General features: G+C 72.4%; 21 protein-coding genes. 9 read left to right on the top strand and 12 right to left on the bottom strand.

Translation table 11 applies throughout. The features are described from left to right. The 4 genes from ETD85_RS26915 to ETD85_RS26930 all read right to left on the bottom strand — a co-directional run. Window positions 1-929 (bottom strand): ABC transporter transmembrane domain-containing protein (locus tag ETD85_RS26915; RefSeq protein WP_240779443.1); only part of this gene is annotated, 929 nt, incomplete at its 3' end. Beyond that, window positions 926-2,839 (bottom strand): thiol reductant ABC exporter subunit CydD, encoded by a 1,914-nt coding sequence (gene cydD / locus ETD85_RS26920; RefSeq protein WP_240779444.1) that lies wholly within the window; start codon window positions 2,837-2,839, stop codon window positions 926-928. The genes cydD and ETD85_RS26915, both read right to left, overlap by 4 nt. A gap of 6 nt (window positions 2,840-2,845) precedes the next feature. Continuing rightward, on the bottom strand, window positions 2,846-3,610 hold the full coding sequence (locus tag ETD85_RS26925; protein WP_138692564.1) for a cytochrome d ubiquinol oxidase subunit II: 765 nt from the start codon (window positions 3,608-3,610) through the stop codon (window positions 2,846-2,848). A 12-nt stretch (window positions 3,611-3,622) separates the two neighbouring features. Beyond that, on the bottom strand, window positions 3,623-4,789 hold the full coding sequence (locus tag ETD85_RS26930) for a cytochrome ubiquinol oxidase subunit I (RefSeq protein WP_138692565.1): 1,167 nt from the start codon (window positions 4,787-4,789) through the stop codon (window positions 3,623-3,625). Between the two features lie 86 nt (window positions 4,790-4,875). Between ETD85_RS26930 and ETD85_RS26935 the strand changes: the two genes are divergently transcribed. Continuing rightward, the gene (locus ETD85_RS26935; protein WP_138692566.1) at window positions 4,876-5,235 is read left to right on the top strand and encodes a helix-turn-helix transcriptional regulator; all 360 of its coding nucleotides are present in this window, start codon (window positions 4,876-4,878) and stop codon (window positions 5,233-5,235) included. Here ETD85_RS26935 and ETD85_RS26940 read toward each other — a convergent pair. Then, window positions 5,198-5,875 carry a permease prefix domain 1-containing protein gene (locus ETD85_RS26940; protein WP_138692567.1) on the bottom strand — a complete coding sequence of 226 codons (678 nt, stop codon included), beginning with the start codon at window positions 5,873-5,875 and terminating at the stop codon, window positions 5,198-5,200. The genes ETD85_RS26935 and ETD85_RS26940 overlap by 38 nt on opposite strands. A 106-nt stretch (window positions 5,876-5,981) precedes the next feature. Between ETD85_RS26940 and ETD85_RS26945 the strand changes: the two genes are divergently transcribed. Genes ETD85_RS26945 through ETD85_RS26955 form a run of 3 tightly spaced genes read left to right on the top strand, consistent with a single transcriptional unit; the run spans window position 5,982 to window position 7,130 of the window. Continuing rightward, window positions 5,982-6,335 carry a VOC family protein gene (locus tag ETD85_RS26945; RefSeq protein ID WP_138692568.1) on the top strand — a complete coding sequence of 118 codons (354 nt, stop codon included), beginning with the start codon at window positions 5,982-5,984 and terminating at the stop codon, window positions 6,333-6,335. Then, the gene (locus tag ETD85_RS26950) at window positions 6,332-6,673 is read left to right on the top strand and encodes an ArsR/SmtB family transcription factor (protein ID WP_138692569.1); all 342 of its coding nucleotides are present in this window, start codon (window positions 6,332-6,334) and stop codon (window positions 6,671-6,673) included. Before ETD85_RS26945 ends, ETD85_RS26950 begins: the two co-directional genes overlap by 4 nt. A gap of 1 nt (window position 6,674) precedes the next feature. After that, window positions 6,675-7,130, top strand: a complete 456-nt coding sequence (locus ETD85_RS26955) for an SRPBCC family protein (RefSeq protein ID WP_138692570.1) — start codon at window positions 6,675-6,677, stop codon at window positions 7,128-7,130. A gap of 16 nt (window positions 7,131-7,146) precedes the next feature. Here the strand turns inward: ETD85_RS26955 and ETD85_RS26960 are convergent, their stop codons facing one another. Beyond that, window positions 7,147-8,514: a pentapeptide repeat-containing protein gene (locus ETD85_RS26960; protein WP_138692571.1), complete on the bottom strand. Its 1,368-nt coding sequence runs from the start codon at window positions 8,512-8,514 to the stop codon at window positions 7,147-7,149. Between the two features lie 105 nt (window positions 8,515-8,619). Between ETD85_RS26960 and ETD85_RS26965 the strand changes: the two genes are divergently transcribed. After that, window positions 8,620-10,329 carry an ExeM/NucH family extracellular endonuclease gene (locus ETD85_RS26965; RefSeq protein WP_138692572.1) on the top strand — a complete coding sequence of 570 codons (1,710 nt, stop codon included), beginning with the start codon at window positions 8,620-8,622 and terminating at the stop codon, window positions 10,327-10,329. A 130-nt stretch (window positions 10,330-10,459) separates the two neighbouring features. Beyond that, window positions 10,460-10,834 (top strand): thioredoxin family protein, encoded by a 375-nt coding sequence (locus tag ETD85_RS26970; protein ID WP_138692573.1) that lies wholly within the window; start codon window positions 10,460-10,462, stop codon window positions 10,832-10,834. On the opposite strand, the gene ETD85_RS26975 is transcribed toward ETD85_RS26970, so the two are convergent. Then, window positions 10,812-12,167 carry an MFS transporter gene (locus tag ETD85_RS26975; RefSeq protein ID WP_240779445.1) on the bottom strand — a complete coding sequence of 452 codons (1,356 nt, stop codon included), beginning with the start codon at window positions 12,165-12,167 and terminating at the stop codon, window positions 10,812-10,814. The two genes, ETD85_RS26970 and ETD85_RS26975, sit on opposite strands and share 23 nt — an antisense overlap. 90 nt (window positions 12,168-12,257) lie before the next feature. Between ETD85_RS26975 and ETD85_RS26980 the strand changes: the two genes are divergently transcribed. Beyond that, entirely contained in the window at window positions 12,258-13,112 is an 855-nt protein-coding gene (locus ETD85_RS26980) for a LysR family transcriptional regulator (protein WP_138692574.1), read from the top strand. A gap of 3 nt (window positions 13,113-13,115) precedes the next feature. On the opposite strand, the gene ETD85_RS26985 is transcribed toward ETD85_RS26980, so the two are convergent. The 3 genes from ETD85_RS26985 to ETD85_RS26995 all read right to left on the bottom strand — a co-directional run bounded on the left by ETD85_RS26985 (window position 13,116) and on the right by ETD85_RS26995 (window position 16,722). Next, window positions 13,116-13,883, bottom strand: coding sequence for an SAM-dependent methyltransferase (locus ETD85_RS26985; RefSeq protein WP_240779446.1), 768 nt, complete (start codon window positions 13,881-13,883; stop codon window positions 13,116-13,118). Between the two features lie 213 nt (window positions 13,884-14,096). Further along, on the bottom strand, window positions 14,097-15,434 hold the full coding sequence (locus tag ETD85_RS26990) for a class II 3-deoxy-7-phosphoheptulonate synthase (RefSeq protein WP_206058604.1): 1,338 nt from the start codon (window positions 15,432-15,434) through the stop codon (window positions 14,097-14,099). 91 nt (window positions 15,435-15,525) lie between these two features. Further along, entirely contained in the window at window positions 15,526-16,722 is a 1,197-nt protein-coding gene (locus ETD85_RS26995) for an FAD-dependent oxidoreductase (protein WP_170246854.1), read from the bottom strand. A 121-nt stretch (window positions 16,723-16,843) separates the two neighbouring features. Here ETD85_RS26995 and ETD85_RS27000 point away from each other — a divergent pair, with 121 nt between their 5' ends. Both ETD85_RS27000 and ETD85_RS27005 read left to right on the top strand, forming a co-directional pair. After that, the gene (locus tag ETD85_RS27000) at window positions 16,844-17,938 is read left to right on the top strand and encodes an anti-sigma factor (RefSeq protein ID WP_138692576.1); all 1,095 of its coding nucleotides are present in this window, start codon (window positions 16,844-16,846) and stop codon (window positions 17,936-17,938) included. A gap of 113 nt (window positions 17,939-18,051) precedes the next feature. Next, complete coding sequence (locus ETD85_RS27005; RefSeq protein ID WP_138692577.1) at window positions 18,052-20,331, top strand: M64 family metallopeptidase; 2,280 nt, start codon at window positions 18,052-18,054, stop codon at window positions 20,329-20,331. Here the strand turns inward: ETD85_RS27005 and ETD85_RS27010 are convergent. Continuing rightward, window positions 20,248-21,270 (bottom strand): phosphotransferase family protein, encoded by a 1,023-nt coding sequence (locus tag ETD85_RS27010; RefSeq protein ID WP_138692578.1) that lies wholly within the window; start codon window positions 21,268-21,270, stop codon window positions 20,248-20,250. The two genes, ETD85_RS27005 and ETD85_RS27010, sit on opposite strands and share 84 nt — an antisense overlap. Before the next feature lie 17 nt (window positions 21,271-21,287). Further along, window positions 21,288-22,130, bottom strand: coding sequence for an aldose 1-epimerase family protein (locus ETD85_RS27015; protein WP_138692579.1), 843 nt, complete (start codon window positions 22,128-22,130; stop codon window positions 21,288-21,290).

Here is a 22,130-nt window from a genome sequence, read left to right on the forward strand (position 1 = left end):
GGGGTGGCCGGGTCCGTGGTCGCGGGGGTGGCGGAACGGACCTCACGCAGCCGCCTGAGCGCGGCTGTGATGCCCGCCAGGCGCTCTCCGGCCGCCGCCAGGGGAAGTACGGGCTCGAAGGCCACCAGGGCGGTCAGGGCGAGCACAGCCGTGCCGACGGAGGAGGCCCCCGCCGACTGGGCGAGCAGGACGACCACCGCCACCGTCAGCCCCTGCACCAGCGTGCCACCCGCCAGGGCGGCGGCGTGGACGCGGGCCTGGCGGCGTTCGAGCGTCGCCAGGGCCTCGTCGGCGGCCAGCGCCTTGGCCAGCGCCTCGTCGTCGGCCCCGTACGCCGCCAGATCGGCGGAGCCGTGCACGAGGTCGGCCACCCGGGCCGCGAGGGCCGCCCGCGCGGGGGCGATCCTGGCCGACCAGCGGCGGGCCGCGGCGGCCGTACCGGCGGGCAGCAGCACACCGGCCAGGACGAGCCCGGCGGCCAGCACCAGCGCGGTCACCGGCAGGACGGTCAGCCCGATCACGACGGCGGCCAGCCCGGCGATCGCCGCCGCGGCGGCCGGGAGCAGGCAGCGCACCAGCAGGTCCTGTACGGCCTCGGTGTCGTCGACCATGCGGCTCAACAGGTCGGCACCGCCGTGGCGGGGCTGCTGGGGCGGGATCAGGGCGTCGTAGAGGCGCTCCCTGGTGCCCGCCTGGGCCCGCAGCGCCACGTCGTGGCCGGTGAGGCGCTCGGCGTAGCGGAAGACGCCCTTGCCCGTGGCGAACGCCCTGGTCGCCACGATCGCCACGCTCAACGCGGCGAGGGGCGGCTGCTCGGCCGCCCGGGTGATCAGCCAGGCGGCGGCGGCGATCAGGCCCAGCCCGGCCAGGTCGGCCGCGGCTCCCGCCAGCACGGCCCAGACGAGCCGCATCCCCATGCGCCGGTTCATCGCTCGCTCCCGTCCCGCAGCGCCGCCCCCACGTGTCCCCGCTCCGACCGCCCGTCCCTCACCTGAGCGCCGTCCACCTGCGCACTGCCCGCTTCGTGGCCGTCCGGCTGGGCGGCGTCCACCTGGGCACTGCCCGCTTGGTGCCTGTCCGGCTGGGCGGCGTCCACCTGAGGGCCGTCCGTTCGGGGGCCGTGCGCCGGGGCGTCGTGCGCCGGTGGGCCGGCGGAGGCCGGGCGGGTGGTGTCGGAGACGATGCGGCCCTCGTGGATCCGGATGACGCGGTCGGCGAGGTCGATCATGGCGGGCCGGTGCGCGACGATGACGGCCGTGCGCCCCTCGGCCAGGTCGGCGGTGGCCGCGACCACGGCGGCCTCGCTGCGCCCGTCGAGCCGCGCCGTGGGCTCGTCGAGCAGCAGCACCGAGGCGTCGGGACGGCAGAAGGCGCGGGCCAGGGCGATCCGCTGCCGCTGCCCGGCGGACAGGTTGGTGCCGCGCTCGCCCACGACGGTGTCGTATCCCTCGGGCAGGTCGGCCACGAAGCCGGCGTGCGCGGCCGCGGCGGCCCGGCGGACGTCCTCCAGGGAGGCGGAGGGAGCACCGAGCCGGATGTTGTCCGCCACCGACGTGGCGAACAGGTGCGGGCGCTGGGCCACGAACGCCAGCCGCGCCCGCCAGCCCCCCAGGTCCAGCTCGCGCAGGTCCACGCCGTCGATGAGGACCCGGCCCTCGGACGGGCGGATGAACCCCAGCACCAGGTGCAGCAGCGTGCTCTTGCCGCCGCCGCTCTCACCCACCAGGGCGACCCGCTCGCGCGGGCCGATGGTGAGGGAGACGCTCTCCAGCGCGGCCCCGTCCCGGCCGGGGTAACGCACGGTCACATCTTCCAGCCGGATCTCCGGCGCCCCACCCGACGGCGCCCCACCCGACGGCGCCCCAGCGGACGCCTGGTAGGGGCGTACGTCATCACGCTCGTCCTCGCCGGCCCCGTCCAGGACGGCGAAGGCCGCGTCCGCGGCGGCCACCCCCTCCATGGAGGCGTGGAACCGCGTCCCCATGGCCCGCAGCGGCAGATACGCCTCCGGCGCCAGCAGCAGCACCAGCAGCGCCGTCGTCAGATCCAGCGACCCCCCGAGCAGCCGCAACCCGATCGGCACCGCCACCAGCGCCAGCGACAGCGACGCGCACAGCTCCAGCACCAGCGACGACAGGAACGCCACCCGCAGCGTCCGCATCGTGGCGCTCCGGTGCGCGTCGGCCACCTGCCGGATGACCGACGCCTGATAGCGGGCCCGCCCGAACGCCCGCAGCGTCGGCAGCCCGCGCACCACGTCCAGGAAGTGCCCCCCGAGCCGCGACAGCGCCAGGAACTGCCGCTCGGTCACGGCCTTGGTGGTCATGCCGACGAGCGCGCCGAAGACCGGGATCAGCGGCAGCGTGACCAGCACGATCACCGCGCTCGACAGGTCAGCGGCGAACAGCCGGACCAGCACGGCCACCGGCACCACCGCGGCCACGGCGATCGACGGCAGGTAGCCGGTCAGGTAGGCGTCGAGCCCGTCCAGGCCGCGCCCGGTGAGCGTGACCAGCTCGCCGGAGCGGTGCGCGGCCAGCCGCCCGGGCCCGAGGTCGCGCAGGCGGCCGAGCAGCCGGTGGCGCAGCGCCGACTTCACGCCGGTCGCGGTGCGCCCGGCGAACACGCCCTGGGTCCACGCCAGCAGCGCCCGCACGCCCACGACCCCCGCCAGCCCCGCGAGCGCGGCGGCGGTGAACCTGCCGGACAGCACCCCGGCCAGCAGCTCGGCCTGCACCAGCACCAGGAGCCCCGCCAGCACCGCCACGACCATGGTCACGGTCAGGTGACGGCGCACCGACCGCTCGGCCCGCATGAGCCGCAGGAGATCCTTATGCACGTGCCCTCAGAAGAACGACGGGAGCAGGACGGCGTCCTTCCCTGGCCGGAAAGTGCGCCATACCCATACTTGCGCGCCCAGCATGATGGGTGCGACGGGCAGCACCATGACACTGAGCACATTCAGCGTGGCGGGCGGCGCGCTGTGCGCCAGCAGGTACGGCATCGCGCCTGCGAGCACCCCCACGGCGGGCAGCGCGGCCACTACACCTGAGATCACCAGGGACCGCCCCGACCTGGACGCCCCGAACACGCCGGGCGTCCGCCACGCCAGGAACGTCCACCCGTGGAAGGCGAACAACAGCGTCACCACCATGCCCAGCAGCACCCCGAGCGGGTGCACCGGCGGATGCTCGAACCCGGTGGCCGCCGCGTACAGCGCCATCCCCCAGCAGAACGACAGCCCCAGCGACCCGAACGCGATCATCGCGTCCCAGAAGCCCCGCCACCTGAAGCCGTCCAGCCTGCGGCGGAACCACAGCCCGGCGTCCCGCAGGATCCAGCTCAGCAGCATGGCCACCACCAGGGGGTACAGGCCGAACAGCACCTCGCCCTCCAGCAGCGGATAGACCCCGAACAACGTCCCGGCCACGGCCACCAGCCAGACCTCGTTGGCCAGCACGTACGGCGCGACGGCGGCCACCAGGCGATCGCGCCCCTCGCGCGTCCTGCCGAGTAACGGCAGCAGCAGCCCCACCCCCAGATCGAACCCCTCCAGGGCGAAATATCCGGCGAGCAGCACCGCGAAGAAGACGAACCAGATCACTTCCATCTCGACAACTCCTCAGTAGCTCAGGGCGGGGGACCGGGGCTCGTCCACGGTGGCGCCGAGGGCCGGGCCGCTCGGCCCGCGCTTGATCGCCTTGGCGATGAGCACGTAGTCGACCACCGCCAGCAGCCCCAGCACGGCCACGAAGCCGACGCACGAGGCCGTGATCATGCCCGGCGTGAGCCCGGGGGAGAGGGCATCGGCCACGCTGAGCCGTTCCCAGATCATCCAGGGCTGCCGGCCGATTTCCCGCGCGCCCCAGCCCGCGATCGACAGCAGGAACGGCAGCGGCGTCATCCCGATCAGGATCACGTGCGCCCAGCGCCGCCGGGGCAGGCTGCGCAGCAGCGGCAGCATCACGAGCAGCACGAACAGTCCGACGAGCTGCCCGATCTCCATCATGATCGCGAGCGAGAGCGCCGCGCCCGTGTTGCCGCTGAACTTGCCCTCCTGCACGCCGGCGAACTGCAGGTAGCCGGACATCATCGTGACGAAGATCCCGAGACCCGCCACGCCGACGCCCATCCGCAGCGACGAGGAGAAGAACTCCAGCTCGGCGGTGCGGCGGCGCAGCTTGTACGCGCTGGCGCCGGCCATCACCATGCCCCCGGCGAACAGCCCGGCCCCGATGACGTGCGGGAAGGAGAACAGCAGCGCCTTGTTCGTCAGCAGGGCGCCGAAGTCCACCAGCTCCATCCGCCCGTTCCTGAGCACGGATCCGGCCGGGTTCTGCAGGTACGAGTTCGCCACCATGATGAAGAACGCGCTCGCGTACGCCGTCAGCGTCACGAGCCAGATGCAGGCCAGGTGCGCCCGCTTGGGGAGCCGGCCCCAGCCGAAGATCCACAGGCCCAGGAACGTGGACTCCAGGAAGAAGGCCACCAGCGTCTCCATGGCCAGCGGCGCGCCGAACACGTCACCCGCGTAGTGGGACAGCCCGCTCCACGAGAGCCCGAACTGGAACTCCATCACCAGCCCGGTGACGATGCCCAGCGCGTAGTTGATGACGTAGATCTGCCCCCAGAACCGCGTCATCCGCTCGTGCGCCGGGTCTCCCGAGAGCACCCAGCGGGTGTGCATGATCGCCACCAGTGGCGCCAGCCCCAGCGTGAGCACGACGAACAGGAAATGCAGGCTCCCCGTCACGGCGAACTGCGTGCGAGCCAGTTCGAGTACATCCATCACGACTCCGTTGTTGTGCCTACCTACATATAGACAGCCTACATGTAGACTGTCTACATGAGGCAACGATGTCTAGGATCGGAGTCATGAATCCAGACGCGCTGCGCGGGCACATGGACGCGCTGCTGCTCTCGGTGCTCGAGGGCGAGCCCCTGCACGGTTACGCCATCATCGAGGCGCTGCAGGAGCGCAGCGGAGGCGCGCTCAACGTCCCGACGGGCACCGTCTATCCGGCCCTGCGCCGGCTGGAGCGCGTCGGTTACCTGTCCAGCGAGTGGGCCACGGTGGGCGGGCGCAAGCGCCGCACCTACCGGCTGACCGCCTCGGGCCGCCGCCAGCTGGAGGGCGAGCGGTCTGCCTGGCGGGAGTTCGCCAGCGTGATCGGCGGCGTCCTGCGCGCGGACGGGGTCAGTGGCGTACCGGACAGGGCCGCGACGGGCCCGTGACGCGCAGGCAGCGCGTGGCGCAGTAGATCTGCATCCCCCACATCGCCGAGGTCACGAGGTTGGCCAGCAGGGCCGGCAGCGCGGTCAGGGTGTTGGGGGACTGCGTGCCGTAAGAGAGCAGCAGGCCCAGCCCGGCGGTGACGGGCAGCGCGGTCCACACGATCACGCCCATCGACCTGACCACCAGGCGCGGCCGGCGGATCCACCGCGCGCCCCTGCTGAGCGCGAACAGCGCGAGCCCGCCGTACAGGCCCGTGGCGAGCTGGACGACGTCGAGCAGCCGTGAGACGGGCCCGAACCAGGCCGGCTGGCTGGCCCAGACCTCCTCGGTGGCGGGATAGAGACGCCAGAGCACCGACCACATGAGCACCGTGAGCGGGACGCTGATGAACAGCAGGACGCCCAGCCGGCGCCCCGACGAGGCGGTCAGCTCGGCCTGGTAGCCGGGCGCGACCTCGGCGATCTCGCCGAACTCCGCCACCGCCAGCCGCTCCGCCTCCAGCCGCTCCAGCCCGTCGGCCTCCAGGGCGTCCGCGGTGTCGGAGAGGCTGTGGCGCGCTTCGACGACCATGTCCCGCTTCGGTCCGTACGGGCCGGAGAGCGCGCGGTTCAGATCTGCCACGTAGTCGTCGATGCGCATGGCCACAAGTTTAGGGAGGAGGATCTCGGGGTCCCATCAGGGAACTCCCTGATATTTCGACGAAGAGACTTGTTAAGTAGGAAAAATCCTACGTATAGTGTCCGACATGCTGATATCCACCATCGCCACCGTCACCGTGCCCGTGGCCGACCAGGAGCGGGCGCTCGCCTTCTACACCGGCGTGCTCGACTTCGAGGTACGCACCGACAATCCGTTCCCCATGGGCCGCTGGCTCACCGTCGCGCCCAAGGGCGGCGAGACCACGCTGCTGCTCGCCTCCTGGTTCCCCGGGATGGCGCCGATCGGCGGCCTGGTGGTGACCGCGCCCGACCTGGACGCGCTGGCCGCGCGGCTGCGCGCTAACGAGACCGCCTTCGAGGGGCCGAGCGACGAGCCGTGGGGCCGCCAGCTGCTGTTCCACGACCCCTTCGGCAACGGGTACGTGGTCAGCCAGGCATGACCGCCGACCACGTGTTCGCGGCGCTGGCCAGCCCGGCCCGCCGCGAGTTGCTGCGGCTGCTGCTCGACGAGGGCGCCCAGCCCGCGGGCCGGCTGGCCGAGCGGTTCGACATGAGCAGGCCCAGCGTGTCGGAGCATCTCAAGGTGCTCAGGGACGCCGGGCTGGTGGCCGAGACCCGCAAGGGGCGGGAGCGGCACTACCGGCTGGAGGCCGCGCCGCTCCTGGAGATCCGCGACTGGCTCACCCCTTACGAACGTTTCTGGCGGGAGAAGCTCGCCGGTCTCACGACCCTGCTCGACGAGATGGAAGAGGACGGTGCATCCGGCGATGCCACCTGAGATGTCCCACGACAAGACGGCCGAGGACCTGCGCGCGATCAGGCTCGACCAGTTCATCGCGCACCCGCCCGCGAAGGTGTGGCGGGCGCTGACCGATCCGGAGCTGATCGCCCGCTGGCTCATGCCCAACGACTTCAAGGCCGAGGTGGGGCACCGGTTCACCTTCACCACGACGCCGAAGAAGCAGGTCGGGTTCGACGGGATCGTCTACTGCGAGGTGCTGGAGCTCGTACCGGAGCGGCTGATGAAGATCAGCTGGAGCGACGGCAAGCGGGCCGACTGGACGGTCACCTGGAGGCTGGCGGCCGAGGGCAAGGGGACGCGGTTGTTCCTCGACCACGAGGGCTTCGACCCCGACGACGAGGTGCAGCAGCTCTCCCGCCGGATCATGGGCGGCGGATGGCGCTCGTCCCACTTCCGCGCCATCGCCGCCATCGTGGACGAGCTTCCGGACTGAGCTCGCCGGAACGGCCCTAACGGTGCAGCATGGCCGGGCCGGGCGGCTCGGCCTGGCGTTCGGCGTGGGAGGCGGAGGACCACAGCACGGCGGCGGCGGTGAGCGCGGCCACCAGCGCGAACCAGCCCGCCGCCCGGCCCATGCGCATCCCGTACCCGCACAGCAGCCAGGACACCGACAGCCACCAGCGGTGACCGGCCTGGCGGCGCATCTCCATGGCCGCGAAGGCGAAGTCGGCGGAGGTGGCGCGGTCGGTGGGGCGCAGGCCGGCGTAGAGGGCGGCCAGCCGGTCGGGCGTGGTGCCGGTGTCCCCGGCGTCGCCCCAGCCGCGCATGGTGTGCTCGTCGGCCAGGGCGCGGCGGCGGGAGAACCAGCGCAGCATCGGCCAGCGCAGGCTCACCCGGACACCGCGCGGCGTGAGCGCGAACGTGCAGTCCTTGACCCGGACCCCCGCGGGGTGGGCGAGGCCGGCGAACCTGCACACCGACAGGTCCAGCCCGAACAGGCTCAGGCTGGCCGCCTCCACCTGCCGCAGCGAGGTCAGCATGGACCTGCCCCTGCCGGTGACGGTGGCGGGGCCGCGCAGCACCGCGCCCTCCAGGTCGGCCTGCGAGTCGGTCAGCCGCAGCGTGGTCGCGCCCGACACCTCGACGCCGCGCAGGTTCACGCCGCAGCGTGCGGCCGCCACGTCGAGGATCCCGTCGGCGCGGGCCCTGGCCACCGAGAGCCTGCCGGTGCCCGAGAGGTAGGCGTCGGCGGCGAAGTGCGCGGCCTCGAACCCGGCGGACCCGCTGACCTTGCGGAAGGACAGGGTGCGGCCGAAGCGGGTGCCGCGGAAGGTCGCCCCGTCGCCGAGACAGGCGCCGTCGAACGTGGCGTACCCGTCGAACCTGGCCCGCTCGCACGAGAGCCCGTGACCGAGCACCACCTGGCTGAACAGGGCGTCGCGCGACATCACGGCCCGGTCGAAGGAGACGTGCCCGCGCGCGGTGACGCCGTGGAAGGACAGCTCGCGGGTGAACCTGGCCCCGGCCAGCGACACGTTCCCGTCGAAGCGGGCGCCGAAGAACGAGGCCAGCCGCTCGAACCTGGCCTCGTCGAGCGACACGTCGCCCGCGAACGTCACGCCGGACAGCCTGACGTCGCCGGTGAACCTGACGTGGTCCAGCCGGGTCCTGCCGGGCCGGGAGCGGGTGGCGTGCAGGATCCGCGTCAGCAGATCGCCGCTGACGGTCGTGCCGCGCAGGTCGAGCAGGCGGCCGGGGGCCAGCTCCTCAAGAGCTTGCAGGAGTTGTTCGGGTGACAGGTGCGCCAGGCACAGGCCGGACGGCCGGCTAGCGACTCCGGTGCAGGCAACCGAATACGCGCAGGTGACCCAGTCCATGGACTGGTCATACCCCCGGAGGGGGATGTCAAGGTTCGACGATTTAATGTTCTAACCACATTTATGTAGAAAAATGCGCTCTAAAATGGCTCTAAAGTGCCGGACATGAGCGCTTTATCCCGAGTATTCCTGGCAGCGCTGATCGGGGTGGTCCTCCCGATCTCCTTCCTCGCCACCGCTCAGGTCCCGGCTCTGGCCGATCCGGCCGCCCCCTGCGACACCCCCGCCTCCCATCGTGTGGCCCAGGTCCAGGGGAGCGGGGACGCCACCCCGCTCGCCGGCCGGACGGTGCGGGTCGAAGGCGTCGTCACCGGCGACTTCCAGCGGACCGACCAGCTCAGCGGGTTCTTCCTGCAGGATCCGCGGCCCGACTCCGACCCGGCGACCTCCGAAGGGCTGTTCGCCTTCGCCCGGGAGTCGGTCAAGGACGTCAACGTCGGGGACCGGGTCCTGGTGACCGGCCGGGCGACGGAGTTCAACGGGTGGACCGAGCTGTCACCGGTCACCGCCGTGGACGTGTGCGGGACGGGTAGCGTGGCGGCGCAGCCGTACCGGCTGCCTTCGGCCGGGCTGGAGCCGGTCGAGAACATGCTGCTCACGTTCCCGCAGGTGCTGACCGTCAGCGAGCACTACAACCTGGGCCGCTTCGGCGAGGTCGTGCTGTCGTCCCAGGGGCGGCTGTTCCAGCCGACGGACCGGCCGGGCGTGGACCCGGCGCTGGACGAACGCCGCTCGCTGCTCGTGGACGACGGCTCCGGCCGGGAGAACCCGCCCGTCCTGCCGCCCATCGTGCGCACGGGCGACGTGGCGCTCGGGGTGACGGGCGTCCTCGGGTACGGCTTCGGCGCGTACCGGCTGCAGCCCACCAGGCCGATCGGATACAAGAACGTCAACCCCCGCCTGCCGAGGCCGTTCCCGGTGCTCGGGAACGTGAAGGTGGCCTCGTTCAACACCCTCAACTGGTTCACCACGATCGGCTCGCGCGGGGCGAGCACCGCCGCCGAGCAGCAGCGCCAGCTCGCCAAGCTGGTCGCCGCGCTCAAGGGGCTCGACGCCGACGCGGTCGCCCTCATGGAGGTCGAGAACAACGGCCAGACGGCGCTCCAGGCGCTGGTGGACGCCGTCAACGCCGAGGTCGGCGCGGGCACGTACGCCGCGCTCACGCACCCCTACCCCGGCACCGACGCCATCCAGGTCGGCCTGATCTACAAGCCGGGCCGGCTGACCCCCGTCGGCCCGGCCAAGGCGTCGCAGGACGCGGTGTTCAGCCGCCCGCCGCTGATCCAGACCTTCCGCCGGAAGGGCGGCGGCCAGCCGTTCACGATGCTGGTCAACCACCTGAAGTCCAAAGGCACCTGCCCCGCCGACGGCCCCGACGCCGACCAGGGCGACGGGCAGAGCTGCTGGAACGCCACCCGCGTCGCCCAGGCCCAGGCGCTGCTCGGGCTCATCGAGGACCAGGACCTGCCGAGCCCGATCGTGCTCGGCGACCTGAACGCCTACGGCGAGGAGGATCCGATCGACACGCTGGAGGCGGGCGGCCTGACCAGCGTGACCAAGAGGTTCGTGCCCGCGCCGCTGCGCTACAGCTACCTGTTCGACGGGCTGGCGGGCGAGCTCGACCACGCGCTCGTCGGCCGCGAGCTGCTCAAGCGGGTGACCAGCGCGACCATCTGGCACATCAACTCCGACGAGCCGCGCATCCTCGACTACAACACCGAGTTCAACCCGCCCGGCCTCTACCAGCCGGACGCCGACCGCTCCTCCGACCACGACCCCTTGGTCGTCGGCCTGACCCTGCCGGGCGGCCGCTGACCCCGCGGGGCGCGGCCGTCCCGAGCGGCCGCGCCCCCCCGGCGGAGCATGGAATGCTGGTGATGGGTACGTGGTTGACACGGATGCATCGCAGCGACGACAGACTCCAACGACGAACGAGGAGCCACTTGTGGCGACTATCGAAGTAACCGAGAAGAACTTCAACGACATCGCCGACAAGGGGATCGTCCTGCTCGACTTCTGGGCAGAGTGGTGCCCGCCGTGCAAGAAGTTCGGGCCGATCTTCGAGCAGGCGTCGGACAAGCACGACGACATCACCTTCGGCAAGATCGACACCGATGCCGAGCAAGGGCTCGCGCAGGGTTTCGACATCACCTCGATCCCCACGCTGATGGCCATCCGCGACGGCATCGTGGTCTTCGCCCAGGCCGGCGCCATCCCCGGCCCGGCGCTCGAAGACCTGATCCGTCAGGTGCGGGCGCTCGACATGGACGGCATCCGGTCCGAGCTCAGCGAGGAGCTCAAGAACGCCGAGCAGAGCTGACGTCGCCGAGCCCCGTCCCCCGGACGGGGCTCCCGTGTTCCCGGCCGCTGTCCGGCGCGCTCTTGCGGGCGGCTCGTGCGGTCAGCACCGTCGCCAGCGGCAGGACGGCGATCGCCACGAGCGCGCCGGTCAGCCCGGCCACCCGCGACAGCGCGCCCGCCAGCCCCAGCCCGAGCCCGCCGCCGACGAAGAACGCCAGGTTGAGCAGGCCCATCGCGCCGCCGCGCCGCTCCACGGGGAAGCGGGCCGACATGCGTGCCGTGAGCACCACCTGAGCCAGGGAGAAGGCGGGGAAGCCGAGCGAGGCGGCCGTCACCAGCGCCGCCGCGGCACCGGTCAACCCGGCGACCACCAGGCAGGCGGCGAACGCCGCGGCCACCGCGGGCAGCAGCCACGCCCTCGATCCGGCGACCCTGGACAGCACGACGCCGAGCAGCGCGCCGGGCAGGAGCCAGGCGCCGATGGCCGGGACACTCCACCCGTGCGTGCCCGCCAGCACCTGAGGGGCGACCCACATGGTCGCGAACAACCCGCCGTACACGCCGATCCCGGCCACCGACGCGCCCAGGAAAGCGCGGTCACCGGCCAGCGCGCGGGGGACGAACCCGTCCGGCACGGCACGCACCCGCAGGACCAGCCCCGCCCCCGACGACACGAGCACGACGCCCACCAGCACGGCCACCGGCGCGTCCAGGCCCAGGTTGGCCGCCTGCACGAGGATCAGGAACGCCGAGGCGGCCCCCGCCAGCAGCCCCGCCCCCACGAGGTCGACGCGGCCTCCCGAGCCCGGCCGGCGGGCGAGCGGCAGGCAGAAGGGCACGGCCAGCAGGGCCAGCGCGGGCAGCACGAGCGTGAGCCGCCACGACAGAGCCTGCGTGACCAGGCCGCCGGCCAGCGTGGCGCCCGCGGAGAAGACCGCCATCGCGCCCCCGTACCAGGCCAGCACGCCCGGCCGCCGCTCCGGCGCGGTCGCCGCGACCAGGCTCAGCGCGGTCGCCGACAACGCGCCGGAGCCGGTGGCCAGCACCGCGCGGCCGGCGACCAGCCCGCCGAGCGAGGGCGCCAGCAGGCAGACGGCGGCGCCGGCGGCCAGCACCGCCGACCCGAGCAGCAGGCTGCGCCGCGCCCCCCACGCGTCCGACAGCCGCCCGAACAGCGCCGTCCCCACCCCGAGCGCCAGGGCGTGCGCGGTCAGCACCCACACGACCGCGCCGGGCGCCGCCCGCAACGCGGCGGCGACGCCGGGCAGCGCCACCCCGGCCGCCGTCACGCCGAACACCGCCGGGCCGAACAACCCGCCCAGCCTTATCCCGATATATGCATTCGCATTCATGGAGGCCAGTCCATCCCGGGAAGAACGGCCGAACCAGGCGATGTTCTCCCCTACAGACATCACCGATCGTGATGGGATGGAGGATCGCCCGTGGAGCTGCGTCAGCTCGCCTATTTCGTGGCCGTCGCCGACGAGGGAGGCTTCGGCCGGGCCGCCGAGCGGCTGCACATCGTCCAGCCCGCCGTCAGCCAGCAGGTGGGCAGGCTGGAGCGGGAGCTGGGCGCGCCGCTCTTCGACCGGTCGAAGCGGCAGGTGCGGCTGACGGAGGCGGGACAGCGGCTGCTGCCCGAGGCCCGCGCGGTGCTGGCCGCCGCCGACCGGGCCAGGCGCGCCGTCACCGGCAGTGCCGACGCCACGACGCTGCGCATCGGGGTCTCCCGCGCGCCGGGGCAGCGGCTCTACGCGATGCTGGAGCGGCTCGCGCCCGCGCTGCGCGTGCGCCTCATCAAGATGGAGAAGCCGGCCGAACGCCTGGCGGCCGTCCGCTCGGGCGAGCTGGACGCCGCCCTGGTACGCCTGGTCGAGGCGGCGCCGGGCCTGGAGCTGTTCCCCGCCTGGACCGACCCGCTGGTGGTGGCGCTGCCCGCCGGCCATCCGCTCGCCGCCCAGCCGCAGGTCCGGCTGGAGCAGCTCGGCGACCTGCCGGTACGGCTCGCGCCCCGCGAGAACAACCCGGCCTTCCATGACCTGGTCACCGGGTCACTGGCGGAGGCGGGGGTGCGCCCGCCGCGCGGGCCGGAGTTCACCGGTCTGCACGACACGCTCGTGGACCTGGCCTCCGGGCCGCCGTCGTGGACGCTGTTCTACCCGGTCTTCGACGACCTGCCGCCGGTGCGCGGGGTGGCGTACGTGCCGCTGGCCGGGCCTGAGGCGCCCACCTACGCCGCGGTGCCTCCAGGGCCGCCGTCCGCGCAGGTCAGGCAGCTTCTCGAGGCACTGCGGTAAGTCTCAGGGCTTGCGGGCGACGCCCACGTACCCGAAGGTGATCCCGTTCCCCGGCGCATCCGGGTCGTCGGGACGCCAGCCGTTCGGGTACGTCAGGCCCGGCTCGGCCAGCTCGTAACCGTCGAAGAAGCGCAGGATCCCGTCGTGGTCCCGGATATTGAGCGAGGCGGTGGCCTTGCGGTAGATCTCCAGGGCCTGCGGCGTGGTGTCCGGCGTGCTGTCCACCGCGTGGCTGATCACCAGATGGCTGCCCGGCACGCTTCTGTCCTTGAGCTTGCGCACGATCTCGTACGCCTGCTCGTCCGGGATGAAGTGCAGGATCGCCAGCATCAGGAAGGCCACCGGCTGGTCGAAGTCGACCAGGTCGCCCAGCTTGTCCAGCAGCGCGTCCGGCTCGCGCACGTCGGCCTGCAGGAAGTCCACGTTGTCCTGCCTGGCCAGCAGCGCCCTGCCGTGCACGCACACCACGGAGTCGTAGTCCACGTAGACCACGCGCGCCTCAGGGGCGATCTCGTGGGTGTTGCCCTGGGTCGGCAGCCCGGCGCCCAGGTCCACGATCTGCCGTACGCCCGAGTCGACCACGTGCCGCACGGCCCGCCGCAGGAAGGCCCGGTTGGCGCGGGCTCCCTGCTTCGTGTCGGGAAACGTTTTCAGGATCTGCTCGGCCGCGGCCCGATCGGCCGCGAAGTTGTCCTTGCCGTCGAGGTAGTAGTCGTACATACGCGCGACGTTGGGGATGTTAGGGTCGACCCCCTCCGGGGCACTATCCACGTTTTCTCCCGAAATTTCCGCACTTTTCGGGGTGATCATAGCCGTGAAAAGGCCACTTCCACTGGAATATGGTTCGGACCGGCCCGCCAATGAGACGCAGATCACCATCGGCCTCACCTGTCACGCGTACCAGCCCTGCCGCACGCCGCAAACGGAGCCGGCCGCCCACACGGGGCGGCCGGAGGGGGTGCGGAGGAGAAGGGGAGAGGCAGGTCAGCCGCGGTAGAGCTCGGCCACCCGGAAGGCCAGGTCGAGCGACTGGCTGCGGTTGAGGCGCGGGTCGCAGGCCGTCTCGTAGCGCGTGCCGAGGTCGGTCTCGACGATCTCGTGGCCGCCGCCGACGCACTCCGTCACGTCGTCACCGGTGAACTCGATGTGGATGCCCCCGGGATGCGTCCCGAGCGCCCGGTGCACCTCGAAGAACCCGGCCACCTCGTCGAGCACGTCGTCCAGGCGCCGGGTCTTGTGCCCGCCGGTCGCCTCGAACGTGTTGCCGTGCATCGGGTCGCAGATCCAGGCCACCTGGGCCCCGGCCGCGCTGACCTCCTTGACCAGCGGAGGAAGGTGGTCGCGGATCTTGGAGGCGCCCATCCGGGTGATGAACGTGAGCCGCCCCGGCTCGTTGGCCGGGTTGAGCCGCTCGACCAGGGCCAGCGCCTCCTCGGGCGCGGTGGTCGGGCCGAGCTTGACGCCGATCGGGTTGCGGATGCGGCGGAAGAAGTCGACGTGCGCCCCGTCGAGCTGGCGGGTGCGCTCGCCGATCCAGACCATGTGCGCCGACACGTCGTACGGCAGCCCCGTACGGGAGTCGATCCGCGTGAGCGCCCGGTCGTAGTCGAGGATGAGCGCCTCGTGCGAGGAGTAGAACTCGACCGTGTGGAACTCCTCCGGGTCGGCGCCGCAGGCCCGCATGAACGCCAGCCCCTGGTCGATCTCCCTGGCGAGCTGCTCGTAGCGGCGGCCGGCGGGGGACTCGGCCACGAAGTCCTGGTTCCAGGCGTGCACCTGGCGCAGGTCGGCGTAGCCGCCCTTGGTGAAGGCGCGGGCGAGGTTGAGCGTCACGGCCGAGGAGTGGTAGGCCTTGAGCAGCCGCCACGGGTCCGGCTTGCGGGACTCGGCGGTGAAGTCGAACCCGTTGACCATGTCGCCCCGGTAGGCGGGCAGCTCGACGCCGCCGCGGACCTCCGTGCCCTTCGAGCGCGGCTTGGCGAACTGCCCCGCGACCCGGCCGATCTTCACGACCGGGACCTTGGCCGCGTAGGTCAGCACGATGGCCATCTGCAGCAGGGTCTTGAGTTTGTTGCGCACGTTGTCGGCGGTGGCGCCGGAGAAGGTCTCGGCGCAGTCACCGCCCTGCAGGACGAACGCCTCGCCGCGGGCGACGGCGGCCAGCTGCTCCTTGAGCTGGTCGCACTCGCCGGCGAAGACCAGTGGGGGCAGGCCGCCGAGCTCGGCGACGACCTTGTCGAGCTCGCCGCGATCGGGCCAGTCGGGCTGCTGCGCCGCGGGGAGGGCTCGCCAGGAATCGAGATCCACCAGATTGCTGCTCACGAGATACGAGGGTATTCCACTGGCTCGGCGCTACCGACCCCATTGTCCACGTTGTGAGAAGGGAGTTATACGCGGGCGGGCGCGCGGACGGTCAAATTTCCTTGACCTGCACGTGCTCGGGCCGGATCCCGAAGCCCAGGAAACGGGGTGCCAGCCGGTTGACCAGCGGCACCTTCGTCAGGTCGCGCGGCAGCCTGGAGGCGTCGAACCGCCGGTTCAGCGCCCGGCTGACGACGAGGGTCTGCACCACCCGCTGGGCCGCCTGGGTGAGCCGGGCGGGCAGCATCCGCCGCCGCTGCAGCCGGTGCAGCGCCGCCTCGGGGATCGGCGTGCCGGATCTGAGCGGGCCGGCCAGCAGGTTGGCGGTGGCCACCGCGTCCTGCACGGCCAGGTTGATGCCCACCCCGAACACCGGCGACATGGCGTGCGCGGCGTCCCCGATGCACAGGAACCCCGGCCGGTGCCAGCGGCGCAGCCGGTTGATCGCGACGGTGAGCACGCTGACGTCGTCGAAGCTCCTGATCTGCGGCGCGCGGTCCGCGATCCACGGCAGCAGCCGCGCCACCGGCTCCCTGAGCGCGTCGATGCCCTTGCGGGTCAGCTCGCCGTACCCGCCCTTGGGGATCAGGTACGCCAGCTGCCAGTAGGTCTCGCGGTTGATCGCGACCATCATGTGGCCGCTGGACACCCGCAGGAACGTGTCGTCGCGATCCTGCTCCAGCCGGGGCAGCCGGAACCAGACGACGTCCATCGGCGCGCCGAGCTCCTGCGGCACCAGGCCGGCTCGACCGCGCAGGGCCGAGTGGCGGCCGTCGGCGGCGACGGTCAGGTCCGCCCTGATCTCGTGCTCGCCCGACTCGTCCCGGTAGCGGAGCCCGCGTACGGTGTCGCCCTCGCGGATCAGGCCGTACGCCTCGGCGTTCATCAGCAGCCGGAAGCTGGGGTAGCGGCTCGCGGCCGACGTGATGAGCTTGAGGAAGTCCCATTGCGGGACGAACGCGATGTAGTTGTACTTGCCGGGCAGTCCGCGCAGGCTCGCGACCCTGGTGTCGCCGGTGTCGGAGACGAGCGTGAGCCCGTACGCCTTGCGGTGGGGGAGCTTCAGGAACTCCTGCGCCAGCCCCAGCTCGTCGAGCACCTGCAGCGTGGACGGATGGATCGTGTCGCCGCGGAAGTCACGGAGGAAGTCGCCGTGCTTCTCCAGCAGCGTGACCTCGACTCCCGCCCGGGCCAGCAGCAGCCCCAGCATCGCTCCCGCGGGGCCGCCTCCTGCAATCACACAGCTCATAATTCATCACCTAGTGAGATTGTGCCAAGGTCATGCGAAATGAACAAGGCTCTACGGCCATCCGGCGTGCCCGAGCGGCCGAAGTACATGCGTGAGCCGCCTCTCACGCTTGGGAGTGGAAATGAACGACGAACTCCACACCCTCTCCGGTGCCTACGCCGTGCACGCACTGCCGTACGCCGAGTGGGTGCTGTTCGAGGAGCACCTGCTCGCGTGTCCCGGATGCTGGAGCGAGGTGCGGCGTCTGCGGGAGACGGCCGCCCGGCTGGCCGAAGCGGTGGCCGAGCCGCCGCCCGCGCGGCTGCGCAAGCGGCTGCTCGACGCCGCACACCGTTCGCGGCCCCCCGACGAGCAGCGGGGGCCGGAGCAGGGGCCAGGGCAGGGGCACGACGACAGCCCGACCATCTGGCGCCCTCCGGCGACCCGCGGCCCCGTGCCCCTGCCGATCGAGGGGCTGGTCGAGGGGCCGATCGAGGGGCCGGGAGAGGGGCTGATCGAGGTGCCGGTGGACGGGCCGACGCTCAGCCTGCCGCCGGAGAACGGCGACGAGGCCACGCTGAGCGTGCCGCCCGGCGACGGGCACGGCCCCACGCTGAACCTGCCGCCCGGTGACGGGCATGGCCCCACGCTGAACCTGCTGCCCGGGGACGGATGGCAGGAGGCGCTCAGGCCGGTCCAGGCGGTCCCCGTGCCGGCCGCGGGGCTCCCGGCGCCGGTGGAGGGCGGCGGCCAGGTCGTCCCGCTGCGGCGCGGGCGGTCGAAGGCGCTGGCCGGCCTGGCGGCGGTGGCCGCGGCGGCCGCGGTCGCGCTCGGCGTGGTCGCCTTCGACGCCCGCCGCGACCTGGGCGACGCCACCGCGCGGAACGAGGGCCTGATCGCCGTGCTGGCCGCCCCCGACGCCGAGACCATGCGCCAGCCGATCACCTCCGGCGGCACCGGCACGGTGGTGATCTCGCGCTCGGCCGGGCGCATGCTGTTCGCCTCGTCGGGCCTGCGCGAGTTGCCGGCCACCCAGGCGTACGAGCTGTGGCTGATGGGCCCCGACGGCCCGCGCCCGGCCGGGATGCTCGCACCCGCCGCCGGCGGCCTGACCGAGCCCATGCTGCTCACCACCCTGGGCGACGACGACCACGTGGCGCTCACCGTCGAGCCGGCCAACGGCTCGGACCGGCCCACCACGCCACCCGTCATGCTGGCCCAGTTGCCCACAGCTTGAGCGCTGCATGAGTGCCCGCATGAGTGCCCGTACGAGTGCAGGGAGGCCTGGAGCCTGAGTGGCTGGCCGTTGGGCATGGACGGCTGGGATGATTCGGGCCGATAGTGCATGTCATGCGTAGATTCGTGGCCCTGGTTCTGGCCGCCGCCGTGTCCTTTGTGCTCCCCGAGTTATCCGTGCTCCCCGCTCACGCCTCCGCCGAGCCCGGCGCGGCCACCGTCGTGCCCGTGCAGGTCACCGGCGCTCCGGCCAAGCGGTTCAATCTGATCATCATGGGCGACGGCTACACCGAGGCCGAGCAGGCCAGGTTCAAGGCCGACGCCGACCGGCACCTGAACGTGATGTGGTCGATCGAGCCGTTCAAGTCGTACCGGAACTACATCAACGTCTACCGGATCGACATCGTCTCTGGCGAGTCCGGCATCAGCTGCGACCCCGGACTCGACGCGCCGAGGCGTACGACACCGCTCAGCATGGGCTTCTGGGGCCGGTGCAACCCGGCCAGCGTCCAGCGCCTGATCACCATGGACAACGCCGCCGCCACCCGCTACGCCGACCTGGTCACCGGCACCGCGTCCGGCAACCGGCAGATCCTCGCGCTCGGCAACAGCGGCACGTACGGCGGGGCGGGCGGCTCGTACGCCACCGCCTCCGGCAGCAACAGCATGTCCGCCCTGATCAGCCCGCACGAGCTCGGCCACTCGCTCGGCGGCCTGCAGGACGAGTACGACTACTACCAGCGCGGCGTCCCCGGAGGCGCCTACACCGGGCCGGAGCCGTCGAGCGCCCACCACACCCTGCTGACCGAGCGGCAGCTCAGCGAGCAGCAGAAGAAGTGGTGGCGCTGGCTGGGTGAGCCCAGCGAGTCGGGCGGCCCGATCGGCCGCTACGAGGGCGGCCTCTACTACACCACCGGCGTCTGGCGGCCGAGCAGGCACTCGATGATGAAGACCCTCGGCTACTACTTCGACCAGGTCAGCCGCGAGGTCATGGTCCAGCGCATCACGGGCAAGACCATGGTCATCCAGGACTCGACGCCGGTGGACGCGCCCGTCGGCGCGGACCGGGTGCTCTGGGTCGAGCCGATGCGCCCGGTCGGCCACTCCCTCACCACCACCTGGAACGTGGACGGCCAGGACCTCCCGGGCGACCGGACCGCCCTCGACCTGCGCACGCTCTCGCTCACGCCGGGAACGCACACGGTCAAGGCCACGGTCACGGACCCGACGGCCTTCGTCAGGGACCCGGCGATCAGGGCGGCCATCACCAGGACCCGGACCTGGACGGTGGACACCGCGCTGACCACGCCGCCGGACGGCATCGAGCCCGCCTTCGTCTCCTCCACGCCCACCGACCGGCCGCTCGGCCGCGACGAGGTCGTGTACGTGGAGACCACCCATCCGGCCGCGAGCCTGCCCGAGGTCACCTGGACGCTGGACGGCGCACGGGCCGGCGAGGGCGCCGACCTCGACCTGGGCGAGCTCGACCTGAAGCCGGGCGCGCACACGCTCACCGCCGCACTCGGCGCGAGCACGCTCACCTGGACGGTCGACGCGGCCCCGCCCGCCACCCGGTACGAGCTGTCCGAGCCGCTCGCGAGGTCGGGCAGCACCTACGTCTACAACGGCCCGTTCTCGATGCGGCTCACCGGCGACGACGACCGCGACGGCTACGTGGTCTCGGAGTCCAGGGTGGACGGCGACGGCTGGTTCAACTACTTCGGCTGGCCCACCTCGTCCGAGCTGCCATGGGTGTTCACGGAGGAGGGCACGGTCATCGACTCCCTCGTGTACGGCAAGCTGCCGCGCGGGCGCCACGAGATCGAGTACCGCTCCATCGACGCCGCGGGCAACTACGGCAAGGCCAGGAGCTTCACCGTCACCACCATCGCCCCGCCGCCCGCCTGCACCCGTACCGTGACCGGCGTCCACCGCGGCCCGCTCGCCGCCGCCGATGGCGTCACCTGCCTCGTCGACGCCCAGGTCATAGGATCCGTCACGGTGCAGGCCGGGGCCTCGCTGGTGGTCACCGGCGGCCGGGTCACCGGCACGCTCACCGCCGCGGGAGCCGCCGCCGTGCACCTGCTCGGCACCCGGATCAGCGGCGCGCTCAGCGTCAGCGGCGCGCGCTCCCTGACCGTCGTGGGCGCCGATCTGCGCGGGGCCGTGCTGCTGAGCGGCAACACGGCGCCGATCCTGTCGGGCACCACGGTCAAGGGCGCGCTCGCCTGCTCGGGGAACGCCCCCGCGCCGGTGGACCTCGGCGTGCCGAACAAGATCTCCGGCGCGCGGGCCGGCCAGTGCGCGAAGCTAACCGCCGGCACCGCCGCCGCCACCGGAGCCCGCGAGGCCGGGGGAGGTGCGTACGAGGCGGTCCAGCACGCCGCCCAGTGAGCTGATGGCCAGATCGCGGACCCTGGCGTACTCCTCCTCGGGGTACTGCCGGGGTCCGTTCTCCACCAGCAGGATCAGGTAGAGGTAGGCGCGGTAGAGGTCGAGCCTGGCCAGCGCCGCCGGGGTCAGCTCCAGCGGCGTCACCTCGCGGTAGCCCGCCAGCAGCGGGTCGTCCTCCGTCAGCTCGCCGAAGATCGTCGGTGTGACGAACTCCGCGATCGGGTCGCCCCAGAAGGCCCGCTCGTGGTCGATGATGGCCTGGATGCGCGGCGGGCCGCTCAGGTCGAGGAAGACGTTGCCCGCCCACACGTCGAAGTGCACCAGCCGCGGCGTCGTCACCTCGTCGAGCACCGGCGCCGCCGCCTCGAACACGGCCATGATCTCCCCGGCCGGGCGCGGCAGCGCCGTCGGGTAGCGCTCGGTGTCGCCGAGCAGCGCCGCCACCATCGCCAGGAACGCCTCCCGCCAGGTTGCGCCGACGATCCCGGCGTGCGGGTAGCCGAACACCTCGCCGGTCACCGTGTTGAACCTGGCCAGAAGGCGGCCCAGCTCCCTGCGCAGCGCGTCCTCGCCTTCGGGCTTGACGTCGTTCCACGACACGCCGTCCAGCGCGCTCAGCAGCAGGTAGTCGCCGCCCAGCACCGGATCGTCGAACCCGGCGCGCAGCAGCGTCGCCATCGGCACGCCCGCGTTGAGCGCCAGCTCGTAGGCGGCGGCCTCCATGCGCAGCAGGTTGCGCTCGTAGCTGAGCTGGTCGAGATCGGGCGGCGGCGACAGCTTCAGCACCACCTCGCGCCCGTCGTCGAGCCGCAGCCGCCAGACGGCGTTGGCGTAGCCGTCGGTCAGCTCGGTGGCGGACACCACGCCCGCGCCCACCGCCCGCCGGGCCAGCGCGTCGAGCTCGGCCGCGGATAAGCGGCGCTTCGTCCTACTGTCCACGGGACCCCTCTCTGGTGTCAGACGGCGCTGATCGTCCAGCTTGCCACGTGCTCGTCGCCCGGCCGCAGGACGACCAGGTCGGTGCCGGAGTTGAATGCGTCGGGCGGGCACGTCATCGGCTCCACCGCCACGCCCTCGTAACCGAGCTGACGGCTGGTGCAGACCTGCACCCACGGCAGCACCCGGGGATCCCACGTCATGCGCACCCCGCCCACCCGGACCTCGCCGCGGGCCAGCCCGGTGAAGGCGTTGTCGATCACGGTGCCGTCCGGCTCACGCGGCTCGCCGAAGTCGAAGCGCGAGCCCGGCACGGCCGACAGCGTCCCGGGCAGCAGCCGCTCGTCGGTCTCCAGGACCTGGGCGGCGCTCAGGTGCAGCTCGTCGCCGAGCAGCCACGGGTGGGGGCCGCAGCCGTAGGGGGCCGCCCGGTCGCCGGTGTTGCGGGCGGTGACCGTGGTGGTCAGCCCGCCGGCGTCGAGCCGGTGCACCACCTGCAGCGCCAGCGAGAACGGGTAGCCGGCGGCCGGGACGATCGCGTGCGTGAGCCGGGCGAAGGCGTGGTCGTCCTCGGCCGACAGCACCTCGGCGACCTCCCAGTCGACGCCGGAGACCAGCCCGTGCAGCGCGTGGCCGCGATCGGGCTCGTTCACCGGCAGCTCGTGGACCTGCCCGTCGAACGTGTAGCGGGCCCCGGCCACCCGGTTGGGCCACGGAGCGAGGATCGTGCCCGCGTAGTAAGGGACCGGGCCCTCCTCGGGCCAGGTGGTGACCAGGTCGCGCGGGCCGTGCCTGAGCATCCTGAGCGCGGCGCCGCGCCGGCTGATCTGCGCGGCGTAGCCGCCTGCGGCGAGCTGGGGCAC

Origin of the sequence: Nonomuraea zeae, from assembly GCF_005889725.1 — a bacterium.
GTDB lineage: Bacteria > Actinomycetota > Actinomycetes > Streptosporangiales > Streptosporangiaceae > Nonomuraea > Nonomuraea zeae.